The organism is Sphingomicrobium astaxanthinifaciens, from assembly GCF_022865105.1.
In the GTDB taxonomy this organism is placed as follows: Bacteria; Pseudomonadota; Alphaproteobacteria; order Sphingomonadales; family Sphingomonadaceae; genus Sphingomicrobium; species Sphingomicrobium astaxanthinifaciens.
In genome coordinates this window covers 845,958-866,734 of record NZ_JAKNYM010000002.1, presented here as the reverse complement: position 1 = coordinate 866,734, position 20,777 = coordinate 845,958, and the positions used below count along the sequence as shown (strand labels likewise).

The window sequence follows — 20,777 nt, the reverse complement described above, 5'->3', positions numbered from 1 at the left end:
GGCTGGGCAGCATGGATGCGGCGCGGCATGCTGGCTTCCTGTCGCCCCGGTGAAGGCGCGCTTGCGACCGGACGAGCCGGGCGGGCGACGCGGCGCGCATCGCCCCTTGCATTCGCGCGGCGAGGCGCTAGATAGGCTCCATCCAACATCATGTGGCTCCGCCGCAGGTCCGCCTGCGTCCCGGGGCCTCCTGCCTTTTCCGGGCCACGTCTCCCTCGCGCACGAGACGAACGAATGGGAAGGGACACACAGGAACCGCGCCGGACTTGAAGACCAAGGGCCCGCGAGCATTGTCGCGCGCCCGCAGCGCAGGGAAATCCATGGCTACTCAGGCAAAAGACGTCCCCACCACGATGGGCCGCTCCTTGAAGTCGCGTCGAATTCGCAAGATTTTCGGCAACATCCACGAAGTCTCCGAAATGCCCAACCTCATCGAGGTGCAGCGCGAGTCGTACGAGGACTTCCTCCGCTCGGACGCCGGGCGCGGCCATGTCTCGGGGCTCGAAAAGACGCTGCGTTCGGTCTTCCCAATCCAGGATTTCGCGGGCACCGCGCATCTCGACTTCGACGGCTATGTCCTCGAGGAACCCAAGTTCGACACCGACGAGTGCCGCCAGCGCGGGCTGACCTATGCCGCGCCGATGCGCGTGACGCTGCGCCTCACCTCCTTCGAGATCGACCCCGACACCGAGGCCAAGTCGGTGATCGATATCAAGGAGCAGGACGTCTACATGGGCGACATGCCGCTCATGACCGACAACGGCACCTTCATCATCAACGGCACCGAACGCGTCATCGTCTCGCAGATGCACCGCTCGCCGGGCGTGCTGTTCGACCATGACCGCGGCAAGACGCACTCGAGCGGCAAGTATCTGTTCGCCGCGCGCGTCATTCCCTATCGCGGCAGCTGGCTCGACTTCGAGTTCGACGCCAAGGACATCGTCAACGTGCGCATCGACCGCAAGCGCAAGCTGCCGGTCACCACTCTGCTCTACGCGCTCGGGCTCAACCACGAGGAAATCCTCGCCCATTTCTACGACACCGTGACCTATGTGCGCGGCAAGAACGGCTGGGAAATCCCCTTCCGTCCCGAAGCCTGGCGCGGCCAGAAGCCGGCGTTCGACATCGTCGACGCCAAGACCGGCGAAGTCGTCTTCGAGGCGGGGCAGAAGATCACCCCGCGCAAGGCCAACAAGGCCAAGAACGACGGGCTCGAGAACCTCGTCATCCCGGCCGAGGAAATCCTCGGGCGCTTCTCGGCCTTCGACCTCGTCAACGACAAGACGGGCGAGATCTATATCGAGGCGGGCGATGAAGTGACCGCCGAGAACCTCGAGAAGCTCGACAAGGCGGGGATCGACCGCATCGAGCTGCTCGACATCGACTATGTCAACACCGGCCCGTGGATCCGCAACACGCTGAAGGCCGACAAGGCCGAGGATACCGACCAGGCGCTGGCCGACATCTACCGCGTCATGCGCCCGGGCGAGCCGCCCACGCGCGAGACCGCCGATGCGCTCTTCTACGGGCTGTTCTTCGACCCCGAGCGCTACGACCTGTCGGCGGTCGGCCGCGTGAAGCTCAACATGCGCCTCGACCTCGACGCCGAGGACACCGTCACCACGCTGCGCCGCGAGGACATCCTGGCGGTGGTCAAGACGCTCGTCGACCTGAAGGACGGCAAGGGCGAGATCGACGACATCGACAACCTCGCCAACCGCCGCGTGCGCTCGGTCGGCGAGCTGCTCGAGAACCAGTATCGCGTCGGCCTGCTGCGCATGGAACGCGCGGTCAAGGAGCGCATGAGCAGCGTCGACGTGTCGACCGTGATGCCCAACGACCTCATCAACGCCAAGCCCTCGGTGGCGGCGGTGCGCGAGTTCTTCGGGTCTTCGCAGCTCTCGCAGTTCATGGACCAGACCAACCCGCTCTCGGAAGTCACCCACAAGCGCCGCGTCTCGGCGCTCGGCCCGGGCGGCCTCACGCGCGAGCGCGCGGGCTTCGAGGTGCGCGACGTCCACCCGACCCACTATGGCCGGATCTGCCCGATCGAGACGCCCGAAGGGCCGAACATCGGTCTCATCAACTCGCTCGCCAGCTTCAGCCGCGTGAACAAGTACGGCTTCATCGAGACGCCCTATCGCAAGGTCGTCGACCACAAGGTCACCGACGAGGTCGTCTACCTCTCGGCGATGGAAGAGCAGAAGCACACGATCGCGCAGGCCAACGCCGACCTCAACGAGGATGGCAGCTTCGTCGAGGAAATCGTCTCGAGCCGGCAGGCCGGCGAATTCCTGATGGCGCAGCGCGAGGCGATCACGCTGATGGACGTCAGCCCCAAGCAGCTCGTCTCGGTCGCCGCCAGCCTCATCCCCTTCCTCGAGAACGATGACGCCAACCGCGCGCTGATGGGCTCGAACATGCAGCGCCAGGCGGTGCCGCTGGTGCAGGCCGACGCGCCGCTCGTGGGCACCGGGATGGAAGAGACCGTCGCGCGCGATTCGGGCGCGGCGATTGCGGCCAAGCGGGCCGGCGTGATCGACCAGGTTGACGCCACCCGCATCGTCATCCGCGTCACCGAGAAGGTGGCCGCGGGGCAGTCGGGGGTCGACATCTACACGCTGCAGAAGTTCCAGCGGTCGAACCAGAACACCTGCATCAACCAGCGTCCGCTGGTGAAGGTGGGCGAGACGGTCGAGGCCGGCGAGATCATCGCCGACGGTCCCTCGACCCAGTTCGGCGAACTGGCGCTGGGGCGCAACGTGCTCGTCGCCTTCATGCCGTGGAACGGCTACAACTACGAGGATAGTATCCTCATCTCCGAGCGCATCGTGAAGGACGACGTCTTCACCTCGATCCATATCGAGGAATTCGAGGTCGCCGCGCGCGATACCAAGCTCGGCCCCGAGGACATCACCCGCGACATCCCCAATGTCGGCGAGGAAGCGCTGCGCAACCTCGACGAGGCGGGGATCGTCTACATCGGTGCCGAGGTGCACCCGGGCGACATCCTCGTCGGCAAGATCACGCCGAAGGGCGAGAGCCCGATGACGCCCGAGGAGAAGCTCCTGCGCGCCATCTTCGGCGAGAAGGCCTCGGACGTGCGCGACACCTCGCTGCGGCTGCCCCCGGGGGTTGCCGGCACCATCGTCGACGTGCGCACCTTCAACCGTCACGGCATCGACATCGACGACCGTACCCGCGCCATCCAGGCCGAGGAGAAGGAGCGGTTGAAGAAGGACGCCAACGACGAGAAGGCAATCCTCAACCGCGCCACCTACAACCGCCTCGCCGAGCTGCTCGTCGGGCAGACCGCGACCGCGGTGCCCAAGGGCATCAAGAAGGGCGCCAAGCTCGACCCCGAGATGCTCGAGGGCGTCGAGCGCAAGCTGTGGTGGAAGATCGCGGTCAAGGACGACGCGGCGCAGGCCGACCTCGAGGCGATGAAGGCGCAGTATGACGAGGCGATCGACCGCATCGACGCCAAGCTCGACGACCGCATCGGCAAGCTCGAGGCGGGCGACGAACTGCCCCCGGGCGTGCTCAAGATGGTCAAGGTCTTCGTCGCGGTGAAGCGCAAGCTGCAACCGGGCGACAAGATGGCGGGCCGCCACGGGAACAAGGGTGTCATCAGCCGGATCCTGCCGGTCGAGGACATGCCCTTCCTCGAGGACGGCACCCATGCCGACATCGTCCTCAACCCGCTGGGCGTGCCGAGCCGCATGAACGTCGGGCAGATCTTCGAGACGCACCTCGGCTGGGCCGCGCGCGGCCTCGGCCAGCAGATCGGCGCGATGCTCGAGGACATCCACCACAAGGGCAAGGACATCGCCAAGAAGGATGTCGACGGCATCCGCACCCACCTCAAGGACGTCTATGGCGAGAAGTATCACGCCGAGATCGACGGTCGCTCCGAAGAGAAGGTGATGGAGCTCGCGCAGCACCTCGCCTACGGCGTGCCGATGGGCACCCCGGTGTTCGACGGGGCGCGCGAGGCCGATGTCGCCGACATGCTCGAGAAGGCGGGTCTCGACCGCTCGGGGCAGGTCACCTTGTTCGACGGCCGCACCGGCGAGCCGTTCGACCGCAAGGTGACGGTGGGCTACATCTACATGCTCAAGCTGCACCACCTCGTCGACGACAAGATCCACGCGCGTTCGATCGGGCCGTACAGCCTCGTCACCCAGCAGCCGCTGGGCGGCAAGGCCCAGTTCGGTGGCCAGCGCTTCGGGGAAATGGAAGTCTGGGCGCTGCAGGCCTATGGCGCCGCCTACACCCTGCAGGAAATGCTCACCGTCAAGTCGGATGACGTCGTCGGCCGTACCAAGGTCTACGAAGCCATCGTCAAGGGCGACGACACGTTCGAGGCCGGGATCCCCGAGAGCTTCAACGTGCTGGTCAAGGAAATGCGTTCGCTCGGCCTCTCGGTCGACCTCAACTCCGTCTCCGGCGGGGATGACGAGGACGATGGCGACACCCCCGCCATCGCGGCCGAATAATCGAGCGGAAGGGAAGATAGAAAATGAACGAACTGACCAACTTCGCGAACCCGGCCGCCAAGCCGGAGACGTTCGACCAGATCCGCATCGGCATCGCGTCGCCCGACAAGATCCGCTCGTGGAGCTTCGGCGAGATCAAGAAGCCGGAGACGATCAACTATCGCACGTTCAAGCCCGAGCGTGACGGCCTCTTCTGCGCGCGCATCTTCGGTCCGATCAAGGATTACGAGTGCCTGTGCGGCAAGTACAAGCGCATGAAGTATAAGGGCATCGTCTGCGAAAAGTGCGGTGTCGAAGTCACCGTCTCGAAGGTCCGCCGCGAGCGCATGGGCCATATCGAGCTGGCCGCGCCGGTCGCGCACATCTGGTTCCTCAAGTCGCTGCCCTCGCGCATCGGTCTCCTCATGGACATGCAGCTCAAGCAGCTCGAGCGCGTGCTCTATTTCGAGAGCTATGTCGTCATCGAGCCGGGGCTCACCCCGCTCGAGAAGTTCCAGCTGCTGACCGAGGACGAACTGCTCGAAGCGCAGGACGAATATGGCGAGGACGCCTTCTCGGCGGGGATCGGCGCCGAGGCCGTCAAGCAGATGCTGATGGACCTCGACCTCGAGCAGGAACTCGAAGACCTCAAGAAGGAACTCGAGGAAACCAAGTCGACGCTCAAGCCCAAGAAGATCATCAAGCGGATGAAGATCGTCGAGAGCTTCATCGAGAGCGGCAACAAGCCCGAATGGATGATCCTCGACGTCGTGCCGGTCATTCCGCCCGACCTGCGCCCGCTGGTCCCCTTGGACGGCGGCCGCTTCGCGACGTCGGACCTCAACGACCTCTATCGCCGCGTCATCAACCGTAACAACCGCCTCAAGCGCCTCATGGAGCTGCGCGCGCCCGACATCATCGTGCGCAACGAAAAGCGCATGCTGCAGGAAGCCGTGGACGCGCTGTTCGACAACGGCCGCCGCGGCCGCACCATCACCGGTGCCAACAAGCGTCCGCTCAAGTCGCTCAGCGACATGCTCAAGGGCAAGCAGGGCCGCTTCCGCCAGAACCTGCTCGGCAAGCGCGTCGACTATTCGGGCCGTTCGGTCATCGTGACCGGCCCCGAATTGAAGCTGCACCAGTGCGGCCTTCCGAAGAAGATGGCGCTCGAGCTGTTCAAGCCGTTCATCTACTCGCGGCTCGACGCCAAGGGCCTGTCGATGACGCTGAAGCAGGCCAAGAAGTGGGTCGAGAAGGAGCGCAAGGAAGTCTGGGACATCCTCGACGAAGTCATTCGCGAGCACCCCGTCCTCCTCAACCGCGCCCCGACGCTCCACCGCCTCGGCATCCAGGCGTTCGAACCGGTGCTGATCGAGGGCAAGGCGATCCAGCTGCACCCGCTGGTCTGCGCCGCCTTCAACGCCGACTTCGACGGTGACCAGATGGCCGTGCACGTCCCGCTGAGCCTCGAGGCGCAGCTGGAAGCGCGCGTGCTCATGATGAGCACCAACAACATCCTCTCGCCCGCCAACGGCAAGCCGATCATCGTCCCCTCGCAGGACATGATCCTCGGCCTCTACTACATCTCGATGGAGAAAGAGGGCGAGCCGGGCGAAGGCTCGATCTTCACCGACATGACCGAGGTCCACCAGGCCCTCAACGTCGGCGCGGTCACGCTCCACTCCAAGATCGTCGCGCGCGTGCCGCAGACGAACGAGAAGGGTGAAGTCGAGATGAAGCGCTTCGAGACGACCCCGGGGCGCATGCTCCTGGGCGAGACGCTCCCAAAGAGCCACAAGGTGCCGTTCGAGACGGTCAACAAGCTGCTGACCAAGAAGGACATCGGCGAGGTGATCGACGAGGTCTATCGCCACACCGGCCAGAAGGCGACGGTCATCTTCGCCGACCAGATCATGGGGCTCGGCTTCCGCCACGCCTTCAAGGCGGGCATCTCGTTCGGCATGGACGACATGGTCATCCCCGAGGCCAAGGAGAAGCTGGTCGAGGAAACCCGCAGCCTCGTCGCCGACTACGAGCAGCAGTACCAGGACGGCCTGATCACCCAGCAGGAAAAGTACAACAAGGTGATCGACGCCTGGAGCCGTTGCGGCGACCAGGTGGCCAGCGAGATGATGGAAGAGATCCAGGCCATCAAGAAGGACGAGAACGGCCGCGAACTGCCGGTCAACTCGATCTACATGATGGCCCACTCGGGCGCGCGTGGTAGCCAGGCGCAGATCAAGCAGCTCGCCGGCATGCGCGGGCTGATGGCCAAGCCGTCGGGCGAGATCATCGAGACCCCGATCATCTCGAACTTCAAGGAAGGCCTGACCGTCCTCGAATACTTCAACTCGACCCACGGCGCGCGCAAGGGCCTCGCGGACACCGCGCTCAAGACGGCGAACTCGGGGTACCTGACCCGCCGTCTCGTCGACGTCAGCCAGGACTGCGTCATCGTCGAGCAGGACTGCAAGACCGACAATGCGCTCGAGATGCGCGCGATCGTCCAGGGCGGCAGCGTCATCGCCTCGCTGTCGGACCGCGTGCTCGGTCGCACCACCGCCGAGGACATCATGGATGCCGAAGGCGAGAAGGTCGCGATCAAGTCCGGCACGATGATCGACGAGAAGATGGCCAAGCAGATCGACGACCTGCAGGTGCAGGCTTTGAAGATCCGCTCGCCGCTGATCTGCGAGAGCAAGCAGGGCGTGTGCGCCAAGTGCTACGGGCGCGACCTTGCCCGCGGCACCCCGGTCAACATCGGTGAAGCGGTCGGCGTCATCGCCGCCCAGTCGATCGGTGAACCGGGCACCCAGCTCACCATGCGGACCTTCCACATCGGTGGCGCGGCGCAGCTCAACGAGCAGTCGAACCTCGAGGCGCCGGTCGACGGCAAGATCGAGTATCGCGACATGCCGACGATCGTCGACGGCAAGGGCCGCACGCTCTCGCTGTCGCGCTCGGGCGAACTCGCGATCCTCGACATGGACGGGCGCGAGCTGTCGACCCACAAGATCCCCTACGGCGCGCACCTCCTCTTCGACAACGGTCACACCGTGTCGCGGGGCGACAAGCTGGCCGAATGGGATCCCTCGTTCAGCCCGGTCATCACCGAGCATGGCGGGGTCGTGAAGTACCAGGACATCGTCGATGGTCGCACGCTGGCCGAGGAAACCGATGAATCGACGGGGATCACCCAGCGCGTCATCACCGAGGACCAGGGCAAGTCGAAGAAGGACGACCTGCGTCCGCGCCTGACCATGGGCGGCGACAGCGAGGAAGCGGGCGTCTATCGCCTCGCCCCCGGCGCCATCGTCGCGGTCGAGGACGGGGCCACCGTCGAGGCCGGCACGGTGCTCGCGCGCATGCCGCGCGAGGCCGCCAAGACCCGCGACATCACCGGGGGTCTGCCGCGCGTCGCCGAGCTGTTCGAGGCGCGCAAGCCCAAGGACAATGCGGTCATCGCCAAGGTCTCGGGCAAGTTCACCTTCGTCCGCGACTACAAGGCCAAGCGCAAGGTCGCGATCATCCCCGAGGATGGCGGCGATGCGGTCGAGTATCTGATCCCCAAGGCGAAGGTGATCGACGTCCAGGAAGGCGACTATGTGAAGAAGGGCGACAACCTCGTCGCCGGTTCGCCCGACCCGCATGACATCCTCGAGGTCATGGGTGTCGAAGCGCTCGCCGAATATCTCGTTAACGAGATCCAGGAAGTCTATCGACTGCAGGGCGTGAAGATCAACGACAAGCACATCGAGGTGATCGTTCGCCAGATGCTGCAGAAGGTCGAGATCACCGACGGCGGGGACACCACCCTGCTGCCGGGCGAACAGGTCGATCGCGAGGAGATGGACGAGGTCAACGCCAAGCTGCCGCCGCGCAAGAAGAAAGCGCAGGGCATGCCGATCCTGCTCGGCATCACCAAGGCGAGCCTGCAGACCCGCAGCTTCATCTCGGCCGCCTCGTTCCAGGAAACGACGCGCGTCCTCACCGAGGCCTCGGTGCAGGGCAAGGCCGACACGCTCAACGGTCTCAAGGAGAATGTGATCGTCGGCCGCCTCATCCCCGCCGGGACCGGCGCGGGCATGAACCGCGTTCGCATCGCCGCTTCGTCGCGCGATGCCGCGCTGCGCGCCCAGCAGAAGAAGCTCGCCGAGAGCCTCGCTGCCGCGCAGACCGCCGAGGAGCTGAAGCAAGCCGAAGCCGAGGAACGGGACGCCAACCCGGAAATCGTCGCCGACGCGACCACCGATCCGCTCGCCGAGGTCACCCCCTCGGGTGACGGTTCGGACGCGGCGGCGGGCGACTATGCCGACGCCGACGGCGACAAGGAGTAAGGCGACGGGGGCGCTTGCCCCCTCGCCCCTCGTGGCCTGACCAACGAAAAGGGCCCCGGAGCAGCGCGCTCCGGGGCCCTTTTTTTCTCGTCCGCTTGTCGGGCGGTGGCTAGCAGTTGCCGCCGTTCATCACGTCCTCGCCGCATTCGCCCGCCGACTTGATGTCCTCGCCGAGCCCCTGGACCGCGTTGCAGGCCGACAGGGCGAGCCCGCCGCCGATCAGCGCGAGGGTCAGAAACTTTCGCATGTCATTCCTCCCAAGATGCACAAGGTGCGCGCCATCCTTGCGAGCCGCGCGCGCGCCTGTCCAGCCGCAATCCGCGCGGCTGCCGGGCAAGGCTCGCGCCGCGCGGCTTGACGGGGAATGAACGATGGCGCGACCCCGCGCTGCGCGCGCCGGGGCGCGAAGCGCGGGGCCGCGGCGATGCCGACGTTGGCGGGGCTTAGCAGTCGCCGCCTTCCATCACGTCCTCGCCGCATTCGCCGACCGACTTGATGTCCTCGCCGACACCCTGCACCGTGTTGCAGGCCGACAGCGCGACCCCACCGGCCAGCATCGAAATCATCAGGAACTTGCGGATCATCATGTGTCTCCCTCTCCAAGGTGGGGGGGAAACGCGAGCGCACCGGATTTGGTTGCCGCGCCTACGCCTGCGCGCGCCGGGGCGTCACACCGCGACGGGCGCCTTGATGTGCGGGTGCGGGTCGTAGCCATCGAAGGAGAAATCGGCGGGCCGATAGTCGAACAGCCCCTGCCCGCGTTCCTCGATCACCAGCCGCGGCAGCGCGCGGGGTTCGCGCGAGAGCTGCTCGCGCGCCTGCGCGAGGTGGTTGGCGTAGAGGTGCACATCGCCCCCGGTCCACACGAAGTCGCCCACCGCGAGCCCGGTCTCGCGCGCGAGCAGGTGGGTGAGCAGCGCGTAGCTGGCGATGTTGAAGGGCACGCCGAGGAACAGGTCGGCCGAGCGCTGGTAGAGCTGGAGCGACAGCTTGCCATTGGCGACATGCGTCTGGAACAGGCAGTGGCAGGGCGCGAGCGCCATCGCCTCGAGTTCGCCCGGGTTCCACGCGCTCACCACCTGGCGGCGCGAGGCGGGGTTGGTGCGGATCTGCTCGACCAGCCCCTTGATCTGGTCGATCGTCTCTCCCTGCGGGGTTTCCCAGCGGCGCCATTGCTTGCCGTAGACGGGGCCGAGGTCGCCCTTCTCGTCGGCCCATTCGTCCCAGATGCTGACCTTGTTGTCGTGGAGGTATCGGACGTTGGTATCGCCGTTCAGGAACCACAAGAGCTCGACGATGATCGAGCGCAGGTGGAGCTTCTTGGTGGTGACGAGCGGGAAGCCCCGCGACAGGTCGAACCGCATCTGCGCACCGAACACCGACAGCGTGCCGACCCCGGTGCGGTCCTGCTGCTCGGCGCCCTCGTCGAGGATGCGCTGCATGAGATCTAGATATTGCTGCATGGGCCCAGCCTAGGGCGGCGCGTCAGCCGATCAAGCGCTTAATCGCACGGCTCGATCGCGGTCGGCACGGGCAATTCGGCGGCGATCTTGAAGGTGGCGAAATAGGCATCGCCTCCCTCGAGCTGGCTCATGTCGACGCGTTCGAGCCCGAGCGCGCCGAATTCGCAATCGAGACGCGCGGGGGGCATGCCGTGGCGCTTCACCGGGCGGTCGGCATCGACCACCACGATCAGCCCGTCGCGCTTGAGTCCCTGCCGCAGGTTCCAGAGGAACTGATAGGGCTCGGTCACCTCGTGGTACATGTGGACGAGGAAGATGCGATCGAAGCTGGCGTGGGGCAGCTTGGGATCGTCGGGCTCGCCGAGGCGCACCGCGACATTGTCGAGCCCCTCGCGCTGGACGCGCTGCGCGAGCGCGTCGCGCACGGTGGGCTGGATGTCCTGCGCCACCACGCGGCCCTCGGGGCCCACCGCGGGCGACAGGCGGACGGTGTAATAGCCCTCGCCCGCGCCGATGTCGGCGACGCGCATGCCCGGTTCGATCCCCGCGAGCGCCATCACCGCCTCGGCCTCGCCGAGCCGGTCGCGCGCATCCTCGGTCGAGAAGCGGTCGGAGACGATCGGGGCGACCGGGCGATTGACCGTGGGGAAACCGTCCTCGTCGACCTGCGGGGCCTGCCGGCAACCCGCCACCGCGAGCAGCGCGGCGGCGAGGAGCAGCGTCCTATTCGACATCGTCATCCTCGACCTCGACCGCCTCGCCGGTCACCCGCTGCGACAAAGCGGCGGCCATGAACTTGTCGAGATCGCCGTCGAGCACGTCGCCCGGCGCGGTCGAGACGACGCCGGTGCGCAGGTCCTTGACCTGCTGGTAGGGCTGGAGGACGTAGGAGCGGATCTGGTGCCCCCAGCCGATCTCGGTCTTCGAGGCATTGGCGGCATTGGCCTCTTCCTCGCGCCGCTGCAGCTCGGCCTCGTAGAGCCGCGCCTTCAGCTGCTTCATCGCCTCGGCGCGGTTCTTGTGCTGCGAGCGCTGGTTCTGGCACGCCACGACGATGCCGGTAGGCACATGGGTGATGCGCACCGCGCTGTCGGTGGTGTTGACGTGCTGCCCCCCCGCCCCGCTGGCGCGATAGGTGTCGATCCGCAGGTCGGATTCGGCGACCTCGATGTCGATATCGTCGTCGACCTCGGGGTAGACCCAGACGCTCGAGAAGCTGGTGTGGCGCCGCGCCGAGGAATCATAGGGGCTGATCCGCACCAGCCGGTGCACCCCGCTCTCGGTCTTGACATAGCCATAGGCATTCTCGCCCTTGAGGAGCAGCGTGGCCGACTTGATCCCCGCCTGCTCGCCGGCGTGATGGTCGACCAGCTCGACCTTCATCCCGCGCCGCTCGGCCCAGCGCGAATACATGCGGCTGAGCATCTCGGCCCAGTCCTGGCTCTCGGTCCCGCCGGCGCCGGCATGGACCTCGACATAGGCGTTGTTGGCGTCGGCCTCTCCCGCGAGCAGCGCCTCGACCTTGTCCTTCTCGGCCTTGTCGGCAAGCTCGCCGAGGCTCTTCAAGGCCTCCTCGACCATCGCCTCGTCGCCCTCGGCCTCGGCCATCTCGATCAGTTCGAGCGTGTCGGCGAGCTCGCGCTCCATCCGCTCGGTCGCCTTGATCGCGCCATCGAGCCGGGTGCGCTCGCGCATCACCTCCTGCGCCGCCTTGGGGTCGTCCCACAGCGTCGGGTCCTCGACCTTGTCGTTGAGTTCGGCGAGCCGCTTCTTGGCCTTGTCCCAGTCGAGGAAGCGCCGCAGCAATTGGGTCGCGGCGTTGATCTGGTCGGCGAAGGCTTGCGCTTCTGCGCGCATGGGCAATTCCAATGGTTGGGCATCGGGCGAACGCCCCCGATGCCGGGATCAGCAGTCGGCTAGGGGATTAGTAAATCCCGCCCTCTCTTTGCAAGAAGTCGCTCTCGTCGGGCGGGGCCTGCGGCGCGGGGGCGGGGCGCACCGCCGCCGGCTGCGCGGCGCGCTGCGGCGCCTCCTCCTCGGGCGCCTCGTCGCGGCGGAAGCTGCGGCGCGGCTCGGTCTTGGGCTGGAAGGCTTCCCAGATCACGGTGGAGAGGCGTTCCTCCTCGCGCGGGAAGGCGCCGTAGACGCGCTCGCCCGTGCGCCGGTCGATGCGCACGAAGCTGATCCCCTCGGGCGCCACGAAGGGGATCTTGGGGGCATCGGCGAGCGCGGCCTCGGCGAACTGGAGGAAAACGGGGCCGGCGACGCTGCCGCCCTGCACCCAGTTGCCCCCCATGTCGCGGTTGTCGTCATAGCCGATATAGGTGCCGGTCACGACGTCGGGGGTGCCGCCGACGAACCAGACGTTGGTCGGGCCGGTGGTGGTGCCGGTTTTGCCGAACAGCGGGCGGTCGAGCTGGGCGAGCCGCTGCGCGGTGCCGCGGGTGACGACGCCCTCCATGACGTGGACGATCTGGTAGGCGGCCATCGGGTCGACCAGCTGGCGCCCGCGCTTGGGCGGGCGCGGCATCGCCCCGCCGTCCCAGTCCTCGGCGTTGCAATTCTCCATCGCCGCGCAGCGGTTGTCGGCGCGGTAGATCACCTTGCCCGAGCGGTCCTGCACATAGTCGATCAGGCTGGGGCGCACCTCGCGCCCATGGTTGGCGAGGATCGCATAGGCATTGGTCAGCGCCATCGGCGTGACCTCGCCCGCGCCCAGTGCCATCGACAGATAGTCGGGATGCTCGCCCAGCCCTAGCTTGGCGGCATTGGCCATCACCTTGCCGATGCCGGTGTCGCTGGCGACGCGCACGGTCATCAGGTTGCGCGACTGCTCGACCCCCCAGCGCAGCGTCTTGGGGCCGGCATATTTGCCGTCGAAGTTGCGGAAGCATTTCTCGCCCAGCGCGGCGCCCTGCCAGACGCAGAAGGGGGCATCGACGATGGTCGAGGCGGGGGTGTAGCCGTTCTCGAGCGCGGTCAGGTAGACGATCGGCTTGAACGCCGAACCGGGCTGGCGCCGTGCCTGCGTGGCGCGGTTGAAGGAGGAACCGAGCACGTCGAACCCGCCCTGCATGGCGAGCACGCGGCCGGTGTCGACCTCCTGCGCCACGAAGGCGCCGCCGACGAGCGGGATCGAGCGCAGCGCATAGCTGCCATCGCCTTCGTCCTTGACGACGATGATCATGCCCGGGCGGAACTGGTCGAAGGCGATGCCGCCGCCGCCGCGCACGGGCATGGTCGCCGCCGAGCGCGGCAGCGTGGCGGTGTCGCCGCCGACGAAGCCGATGGTGGCGCTGCTGCCCGACTTGTCGAGCACCACCGCCTTCTTCCAGTCGCCGAACCCGGTGCCGACGCGGGCGATGCGCAGCTGGCTCTCCCAGTCCTCGTCCATGTCGACGGTGAGCCCGAGGTCGCGCCAGCCGCGCGGGCCGTCGAAGCGCGCCAGCGCCTCGCGCAGCGCGTCGGCGGCGGCGTCCTGCATCACCGGTTTCATGGAGGTGCGGACCCACAGCCCACCGGCGTAGATGCTGTTCTCGCCGTCCTCGGCATCTTCGCCATAGCGCTCGAGCAGGTCGCGGCGCACTTCCTCGAGGAAATAGCCGCCGCGTTCCTCGAAGGCGCGGGCCGAGCCGGTCGGGATTGCGGTCAGCTCGACCGCCATCGCCGCGTCGCGCTGGGCCTCGGTGATGAAGCCGTTGGCGGCCATCTGCCCGAGCACATAGTTGCGCCGCGCGGTGGCGCGCGCCTTGTTGCGGACCGGGTGATAGTTGCTCGGCCCCTTGGGGATGGCGGCGAGATAGGCGACCTCGTGGAGGTCGAGCTCGTCGACGTCCTTGTCGAAATAGGCGCGGCTGGCGGCCTGCACCCCATAGGCGTTGCGCCCGAGGAAGATCTCGTTGAGGTAGAGCGCGAGGATCTCCTCTTTCGACAGCGTGTCCTCGATGCGAAAGGCGAGCACCGCCTCGCGGATCTTGCGCAGCACCGAATAATCGTCGTCGCCCGACAGGTTCTTGGCGACCTGCTGGGTGATGGTCGAGGAGCCGCGCGCGCGCCCGCCCCCGGTCACCGTCTTGACGGTGAACTCGCCGATCGCCGCGAGCAGCCCGGGAAAGTCGATCCCGCCGTGCGAGAAGAAGGTCTTGTCCTCGGCCGAGATGAAGGCCTCGACCACCTGGTCGGGATAGTCCTCATAGGCCAGCTCGACCCGGCGCTGGCGCGCGTAGCTGCCGACGAGCTCGCCGTCATAGCCGCGCACCATCGTCGGCAGGCTGGGGCGATAGGCGAGGATCTCGTCGCGGCTCATCGTGTTGGCGGCGGCGAGGAACATCGCCGCCATCGCCACGAGGTAGCCGCCGAGCAAGGCGAACGCGCCCCAGCGGAACCAGCGCCGCTCGCGCCAGGGGTCGAGGACGTCGTGGACGCGCGCGTTGAAGGCGACGAGATCGGGGAGGCGAGCCATGCCTGCTCCCTAGCGCCGCGCGCGCGTCCTTACAATCAACCGATTAGGCGCCGCCGCGCCGCGCGAGGTCGGCGGCGATCGCCTCGGCGAGCACTTCGACCAGCGGCGCGCGCCCGGCGCGGCTCGCCAGCCGGCGGCCGTCCTCGGCGTTGGTGATATAGCCCGCCTCGAGCAGCACCCCGGGGGTCTGGCCGAACCGCAGCACGAAGAAGTTGGCGAACTGGTGCGGGGTCGGGCGCAGCGGCACCGCGCCGCTCGCCTCCGCGCGCCGCAGGATCCGCCGCGCGAACTGCGCGCTCGCGCTCATCTGGTCGCGCAGCGCGAGGTCGGTGAGGAGGAACTCGACCGGCGCATCGGCATCGGAGACCACCTGCCCGACGCGCTCGGCCTCGGCCTCGGCGAGCGCCGCCGCCTCGGTCGTCGAGGCAATGTCGGCGAGCGAATAAACGGTCACCCCGCTCGCCCCCGCATTGGGCGCGGCATCCATGTGGATCGACACGAACAGGTCGGCGCCGAGCCGCCGCGCGAGGTCGGCGCGCTGGTCGAGCGTGAGCGTGGCATCGCCGTCACGGGTCAGCGCGACGCGCACCTGCCCCTCCTCGACCAGCGCCGCGCGCACCTCGCGCGCCATCGCCAGCGTGAGGTCCTTCTCGCGCGTGCCCCCGACCCCGGTGGCGCCGCCGTCGCGCCCGCCATGCCCGGGGTCGATCAGCACCAGCGGCGCGTCGGGGCGCGCGGCCTCGCTGATCGCCACCTCGCCGATCGCCTCGGGCAGTTCGAGCCGCACCCCGCCGCGGCGCGCCTCGCCGATCAGCGCGGTGGCGGCCTCGCGCCGCGGCGCGGCGGTCTCGTTCGCCTCGCGGGCGGGGGCGAACAGCCACAGCCCGCCGAGGACGAGGATGCTGATGAGGAGGAGGGCAAGAAAACGCTGCATGCCCCTGCCCTATCGCCCCTCGGCCCCGCGAAAAAGCCCCGGCGGCGATGCGACACCATCTTGTAACCGGGGAATCGCGATGCTACTTCCCTTCTGTCGAGCCGGGGCATGCCCCGATGTCCTCGACCCCGCGGGAGCCCTCCCGGCTCCCTTTTAGAGGTTGACGCTGCATGAGCCATTCCGGCGCCCATCTGACGCTCGCTGACCAGCGGCGCGGCGCGTGGCTCCTGCATGCAGACACGATTTTCCAGTCACTTGCGCCCTTCCCCACGAGCGGGAAGCGCGCCCCCAACATGTCGGCAGTCGAGCGCGTTCTCGCCGCCGACCGGAGAAACATTGATGTCCACGCGCATGCTGATCGACGCGCGCCACCCGGAGGAAACCCGGGTCGCGGTCGCCGATGGAAACCGCATCCAGGAATTTGATTTCGAATCGAGCGAGCACAAGCAGCTCAAGGGAAATATCTATCTTGCCAAGGTGACGCGGGTCGAACCCTCGCTCCAGGCCGCCTTCATCGAATATGGCGGCAACCGGCACGGCTTCCTCGCCTTTTCGGAAATCCACCCCGACTATTACCAGATCCCCAAGCAGGACCGCGACGCGCTGCTCGCCGAAGAGGCCGAGCATGCCGCCGAGGAAGCGCGGCTGCGCGAGGAGGGCGACGAGGAACCGCTCGACCCGCATCACGAGGACGACGGCACCGACGATCGCCCCGCCGAACCCGACGAGGAGGGGCTCGCCTCCGATGCCTCGCCGGTCGACGAGACCGCGGTCGAACAGGTCCGCAACAAGCGCCGCGCGCTGCGCCGCCGCTACAAGATCCAGGACGTCATCCAGCGCCGGCAGGTGCTGCTCGTGCAGGTCGTCAAGGAAGAACGCGGCAACAAGGGCGCCGCGCTGACCACCTACCTGAGCCTCGCGGGGCGCTATTGCGTGCTGATGCCCAACACCAGCCATGGCGGCGGGATCAGCCGCAAGATCTCCAACGGCCCCGACCGCAAGCGGTTGAAGCAGATCATGGCCGATCTCAAGCTGCCGCGCTCGATGGGGCTGATCGTGCGCACCGCCGGCCTGTCGCGCACCAAGACCGAGATCAAGCGCGACTTCGACTATCTCGCCCGGCTGTGGGACGAGATCCGCGCCAAGACGCTCAAATCCTCCGCGCCGAGCCTGATCTATCGCGACAGCGACCTGGTCAAGCGCGCGATCCGCGACCTTTACAGCCGCGAGATCGACGAGGTGCTGGTCGAGGGCGAGGACGGCTACAAGGCGGCGCGCCGCTTCATGAAGCTGCTCATGCCGAGCCATGTGAAGCGCGTGAAGCAGTATGACGACCCCACCCCGATCTTCCAGCGCTACGGCATCGAGGACCAGCTCGGCGGGATGTACAACCCGACCGTCCAGCTGAAATCGGGCGGCTACCTCGTCATCAACCCGACCGAGGCGCTGGTCTCGATCGACATCAACTCGGGGCGCTCCACCAAGGAGCACAATATCGAGAACACCGCCTTCCAGACCAACCTCGAGGCGGCCAAGGAAATCGCCCGCCAGCTGCGGCTGCGCGACATGGCCGGGCTGATCGTCATCGACTTCATCGACATGGAACAGAACAGCCATGTCCGCAAAGTCGAGAAGGCGATGAAGGACGCGCTCAAGAACGACCGCGCGCGCATCCAGGTCGGGCGCATCAGCTCGTTCGGGCTGCTCGAGATGAGCCGCCAGCGGCTGCGCACCGGGGTGCTCGAAGCCTCGACCCACGCCTGCCCGCATTGCGACGGCACGGGCCTCATGCGCACCGCCAGCTCCTCGGGGCTGTCGGCGCTGCGGATGATCGAGGACGAGGCCGCGCGCGGCAAGGGCTCGACCATCGTGCTCGGCGCCGGGCGCGAGACCGCGATCTTCCTGCTCAACAAGAAGCGCGCCGAACTGGCCGAGGTCGAGAGCCGCTACGGCGTGACCGTCGAGGTCGAGATCGACGAGGCCTTCGAGGGCGCCAAGATGCGCGTCGATTCGCGCGGCCCGCGGCCGGCCAAGCGCCCGCAGCAGGCGCCGATCGTCGATGCCGACCCCGAACCGATCGAGGACGAGATCGACGAGGACGAGGACGAGGGCACCGAGGCGGCCGAGGAAGAGGCACGCGAGGAGCGCGAGGACCGCGAGGATCGCGAGGACCGCGACGGGGCGCCCAAGCGCCGTCGCCGCCGCCGCGGCGGGCGCGGGCGTCGCCGCCGCGGCCGCGACGAGGATCGCGCCGAGGGCGAGGCCGAGGCGGATGCCGACGCTGCCGAGCCCGAGGCCGAGGCCGACGCTGCCCCGTCGGCGGACGATGACGGTGACGCCGATCGCGATGCCGAGGCGGATGACAAGCCGCGCAAGCGCCGCTCGCGCGCCCGCAAGAAGACGGCCGACGCGGACAGCGCGACCGACGCCGCGAGCGAAGGCGAGGCCGAAGCGGCGCCCGCAGCCGAAGCCAAGCCCGAGGCCGAGGACGAGGCCAAGCCCAAGACCCGACGCCGCCCGCGCGCCAAGAAGGCCGAGGACAAGTCCGCCAGCGACGCCGACGTCGACACCAAGGCGGACGCCGAGGCCGAGGCCAAGCCCGCGCCCAAGAAGCGCCGCTCGCGCGCCAAGAAGGCCGAGGCGAGCGCCGAACCGACCGCCGCAGCGAGCGAGGGCGAGGCGCCCAAGAAGCGCCGCCCGCGCGCCAAGAAGAGCGAAGCGCAGCCCGACAGCGGCGAGGGCCCGGCCCAGCCCGAGGCGGGCTCGGCGACCACCGCCGCGGGGCGCCGCACCGCGCGCAAGGACGAGGCTCCCGCCGCTGCCGACAAGGCCGACAAGGCGCCCGACAGCGCGCCCGAGACCAAGGCGGCCGAGGGCGACAAGGGCGCCCCGCGCAAGGGCTGGTGGCAACGCACCTTCGGCTGAGGCGCGCGCCGCCGCCGCCGTGACAAGACGCCGCATCGGGCCCCGCCCGGTGCGGCGTTTTTCATGGACGGTTCAGCCGCAAGGCGGCACAACCCCGGCCCATGACGCGGATCGCCCATCGCCTCGCCACCGTGACCGCGCTCGTCGCGCTGCTCGCGCTCTTTTCCATCCGTCCCGCCGCGGCCCAGCAGTTCCTGCGCGACGCCGAGACCGAGGCGCTGTTCGCGGACATTTCCGCGCCGCTGGTCGAGGCCGCGGGGATGCGCCCCGACAATGTCGAATTCGTCCTCATCAACGACGACAGCATCAACGCCTTCGTCGCCGGCGGGCAACGGGTCTACATCCATTCGGGGCTGATCGCCTCGTCCGACCATGTCGGCCAGCTGCAGGCGGTCATCGCCCACGAGCTCGGGCATGTGGCGGGCGGGCATATCATCCGCCTCCAGAGCGGGGTCAACGACGCCTCGACCATCTCGATCGCCTCGCTGCTGCTCGGCGGTCTGGCGATGGCGGCGGGCGGCGGCGAGGCGGGCATGGGCGCAATGCTGCTCGGCCAACAGGTCGCGCGCACCCGCTTCCTCGCCTTCAGCCGCACGCAGGAGACCAGCGCCGACATCGCCGGGGCGAGCTATCTGTCGGCGGCCGGGATCTCGGGGCGCGGGTCGATCGAATTCTTCAAGAAGCTGCAGAACCAGGAATTCCGCTACGCGATCCCGCAGGACAACAGCTACCAGCGCACCCACCCGCTGTCGGGCGAGCGCGTCTCCTACCTGCAGAACATCTACGAGAACGACCCCGCGTGGCGCCGCGCCAACGACCCCGCGCTCGAGGCCCGCTTCCAGCGCGTCAAGGCCAAGCTGATCGGCTATCTCGACCCGGCGCGCGCGCTGCGCGACTATCCGCACGCGCGCGACGACGCCGCCGCGCGCACCGCGCGCGCCTATGCCTATCACCAGGGCGCCTATCCCGAGCAGGCGCTGGCCGAGGTCGAGGCGCTGGTCGCCGCGCATCCCGATGATCCCTACCTGCTCGAGCTCAAGGGGCAGATCCTGCTCGAATCGGGGCACCCTGCCGCCGCGCTCGCGCCGCTGCGCCGCGCGCTCGAACTGGCCCCCGACGAGCCGCTGATCGCCACCGCGCTCGGCCATGCGCTGGTCGCGACCGAGGACGAGAGCCGCTTCGACGAGGCCAAGACGGTGCTGCGCCGCGCCGTCCTCCAGGACCGGTACAACCCCTTCGCCTGGTACCAGCTGGGCGTCATCTACGAACGCGAGGGCGACACCCCGCGCGCCGCGCTGGCGAGCGCCGAGCGCTTCCACATGCTCGGCCAGCACAAGCTCGCGCTCGCCTCCGCGCGGATGGCGATGAACGGGATCGGCCAAGGACCGGACTTTATCCGCGCGCAGGACATCGCCATGGTCAGCGAACATGAATTGCGCAAAGCCGGCGAGGAGATTCGATAGCCATGGCCAAGACCCCCTTTGTGACCGCCGCGCTGGGCGGGCTCGTCGGCGCCTTCGCCAGCGCCGCGATCTTCTATTCGGCCGCCCCCCAGCTGATGGGCGAACGGCTGGTGCGCGCCAGCCTGCTCGAGCATCCCGAGATCATCCTCGAGGCCAGCGACGTGCTGCGCGACCGCCAATATGCGCCGCTGATCGAGGCCAATCGCGCGCTGCTCGAGACCCCGTTCGAAAGCGCGGTGCAGGGGGCCTCGGCCGCCGACGCCGAGGTCGTGCTGGTCGAATTCTACGACTATGCCTGCGGCTATTGCCGGCAGGCCAAGCCCGACATCGACCGGCTGCTCGCGGAGGATGAGGGGCTGCGCGTTGTCTATCGCGAACTGCCCGTGCTCGGCCCCGACAGCGTCATCGCCGCGCGCGCCAGCCTCGCCGCCGCCAAGGCGGGACGCTTCGAGGCGTTCCACGACTTCCTCTACGCGCAGGGGCGCCCCAACGAGCAGACGATTACCGCCGCGCTCGAGCATGTCGGGCTGACCCTCGAGGCGATCGAGGACCCGGCGTTCGAGGCCGAGCTGCAGAAGAATTTCGAACTCGCCAACGCGCTGGGCGCGAGCGGCACCCCGGTGTTCGTCATCGGCAACCGGGTGATCAACTCGGCCGACGGCTATGCCGCCTACAAGAATGCGATCGAGGCGGCGCGGCGCGCCAGCAGCTAGGG

Annotated in this window: 12 protein-coding genes; 5 read left to right on the top strand and 7 right to left on the bottom strand. The window is 67.9% G+C overall.

Going from position 1 to position 20,777, the window contains the following annotated elements:
- The first annotated feature begins 320 nt into the window (after positions 1 to 320).
- Both rpoB and rpoC read left to right on the top strand, forming a co-directional pair.
- Entirely contained in the window at positions 321 to 4,499 is a 4,179-nt protein-coding gene (gene rpoB, locus L8951_RS08120; protein WP_244382489.1) for a DNA-directed RNA polymerase subunit beta, read from the top strand.
- Between the two features lie 23 nt (positions 4,500 to 4,522).
- The gene (rpoC, locus tag L8951_RS08115) at positions 4,523 to 8,815 is read left to right on the top strand and encodes a DNA-directed RNA polymerase subunit beta' (protein ID WP_244382488.1); all 4,293 of its coding nucleotides are present in this window, start codon (positions 4,523 to 4,525) and stop codon (positions 8,813 to 8,815) included.
- Positions 8,816 to 8,924: 109 nt separating this feature from the next.
- Here rpoC and L8951_RS08110 read toward each other — a convergent pair whose 3' ends face one another.
- From L8951_RS08110 to L8951_RS08080, 7 genes are all read right to left on the bottom strand, one after another.
- Positions 8,925 to 9,062: an entericidin EcnAB gene (locus L8951_RS08110; protein WP_244382487.1), complete on the bottom strand. Its 138-nt coding sequence runs from the start codon at positions 9,060 to 9,062 to the stop codon at positions 8,925 to 8,927.
- A gap of 196 nt (positions 9,063 to 9,258) precedes the next feature.
- Positions 9,259 to 9,402, bottom strand: coding sequence for a hypothetical protein (locus L8951_RS08105; protein ID WP_244383249.1), 144 nt, complete (start codon positions 9,400 to 9,402; stop codon positions 9,259 to 9,261).
- Positions 9,403 to 9,483: 81 nt separating this feature from the next.
- Positions 9,484 to 10,278 (bottom strand): thymidylate synthase, encoded by a 795-nt coding sequence (locus L8951_RS08100; RefSeq protein ID WP_244382486.1) that lies wholly within the window; start codon positions 10,276 to 10,278, stop codon positions 9,484 to 9,486.
- 38 nt (positions 10,279 to 10,316) lie between these two features.
- Positions 10,317 to 11,012 carry a class I SAM-dependent methyltransferase gene (locus L8951_RS08095; protein WP_244382485.1) on the bottom strand — a complete coding sequence of 232 codons (696 nt, stop codon included), beginning with the start codon at positions 11,010 to 11,012 and terminating at the stop codon, positions 10,317 to 10,319.
- Complete coding sequence (gene prfB, locus L8951_RS08090) at positions 11,002 to 12,135, bottom strand: peptide chain release factor 2 (RefSeq protein ID WP_244382484.1); 1,134 nt, start codon at positions 12,133 to 12,135, stop codon at positions 11,002 to 11,004. The genes L8951_RS08095 and prfB overlap by 11 nt, the downstream gene beginning before the upstream one ends.
- Before the next feature lie 67 nt (positions 12,136 to 12,202).
- On the bottom strand, positions 12,203 to 14,740 hold the full coding sequence (locus L8951_RS08085; protein WP_244382483.1) for a penicillin-binding protein 1A: 2,538 nt from the start codon (positions 14,738 to 14,740) through the stop codon (positions 12,203 to 12,205).
- Positions 14,741 to 14,783: 43 nt separating this feature from the next.
- Positions 14,784 to 15,674, bottom strand: a complete 891-nt coding sequence (locus L8951_RS08080) for an N-acetylmuramoyl-L-alanine amidase family protein (protein WP_244382482.1) — start codon at positions 15,672 to 15,674, stop codon at positions 14,784 to 14,786.
- Positions 15,675 to 16,013: 339 nt separating this feature from the next.
- On the opposite strand from L8951_RS08080, the gene L8951_RS08075 reads away from it, so the two are divergent.
- The 3 genes from L8951_RS08075 to L8951_RS08065 all read left to right on the top strand — a co-directional run bounded on the left by L8951_RS08075 (position 16,014) and on the right by L8951_RS08065 (position 20,775).
- Positions 16,014 to 18,599 carry an Rne/Rng family ribonuclease gene (locus tag L8951_RS08075; RefSeq protein ID WP_244382481.1) on the top strand — a complete coding sequence of 862 codons (2,586 nt, stop codon included), beginning with the start codon at positions 16,014 to 16,016 and terminating at the stop codon, positions 18,597 to 18,599.
- Between the two features lie 101 nt (positions 18,600 to 18,700).
- Complete coding sequence (locus tag L8951_RS08070) at positions 18,701 to 20,062, top strand: M48 family metalloprotease (RefSeq protein ID WP_244382480.1); 1,362 nt, start codon at positions 18,701 to 18,703, stop codon at positions 20,060 to 20,062.
- A 2-nt stretch (positions 20,063 to 20,064) separates the two neighbouring features.
- On the top strand, positions 20,065 to 20,775 hold the full coding sequence (locus L8951_RS08065; protein WP_244382479.1) for a DsbA family protein: 711 nt from the start codon (positions 20,065 to 20,067) through the stop codon (positions 20,773 to 20,775).
- The last annotated feature ends 2 nt before the right edge of the window (positions 20,776 to 20,777 follow it).

Excerpts from the sequence above, each read along its gene's own strand:
- L8951_RS08085 (WP_244382483.1), bottom strand. The coding sequence starts at position 14,740 with ATGGCTCGCCTCCCCGATCTCGTCGCCTTCAACGCGCGCGTCCACGAC.
- L8951_RS08110 (WP_244382487.1), bottom strand. The coding sequence starts at position 9,062 with ATGCGAAAGTTTCTGACCCTCGCGCTGATCGGCGGCGGGCTCGCCCTG.
- prfB (WP_244382484.1), bottom strand. The coding sequence starts at position 12,135 with ATGCGCGCAGAAGCGCAAGCCTTCGCCGACCAGATCAACGCCGCGACC.
- L8951_RS08070 (WP_244382480.1), top strand. The coding sequence starts at position 18,701 with ATGACGCGGATCGCCCATCGCCTCGCCACCGTGACCGCGCTCGTCGCG.
- L8951_RS08075 (WP_244382481.1), top strand. The coding sequence starts at position 16,014 with ATGTCCACGCGCATGCTGATCGACGCGCGCCACCCGGAGGAAACCCGG.
- rpoC (WP_244382488.1), top strand. The coding sequence starts at position 4,523 with ATGAACGAACTGACCAACTTCGCGAACCCGGCCGCCAAGCCGGAGACG.
- L8951_RS08095 (WP_244382485.1), bottom strand. The coding sequence starts at position 11,012 with ATGTCGAATAGGACGCTGCTCCTCGCCGCCGCGCTGCTCGCGGTGGCG.
- L8951_RS08100 (WP_244382486.1), bottom strand. The coding sequence starts at position 10,278 with ATGCAGCAATATCTAGATCTCATGCAGCGCATCCTCGACGAGGGCGCC.
- rpoB (WP_244382489.1), top strand. The coding sequence starts at position 321 with ATGGCTACTCAGGCAAAAGACGTCCCCACCACGATGGGCCGCTCCTTG.
- L8951_RS08065 (WP_244382479.1), top strand. The coding sequence starts at position 20,065 with ATGGCCAAGACCCCCTTTGTGACCGCCGCGCTGGGCGGGCTCGTCGGC.
- L8951_RS08080 (WP_244382482.1), bottom strand. The coding sequence starts at position 15,674 with ATGCAGCGTTTTCTTGCCCTCCTCCTCATCAGCATCCTCGTCCTCGGC.
- L8951_RS08105 (WP_244383249.1), bottom strand. The coding sequence starts at position 9,402 with ATGATGATCCGCAAGTTCCTGATGATTTCGATGCTGGCCGGTGGGGTC.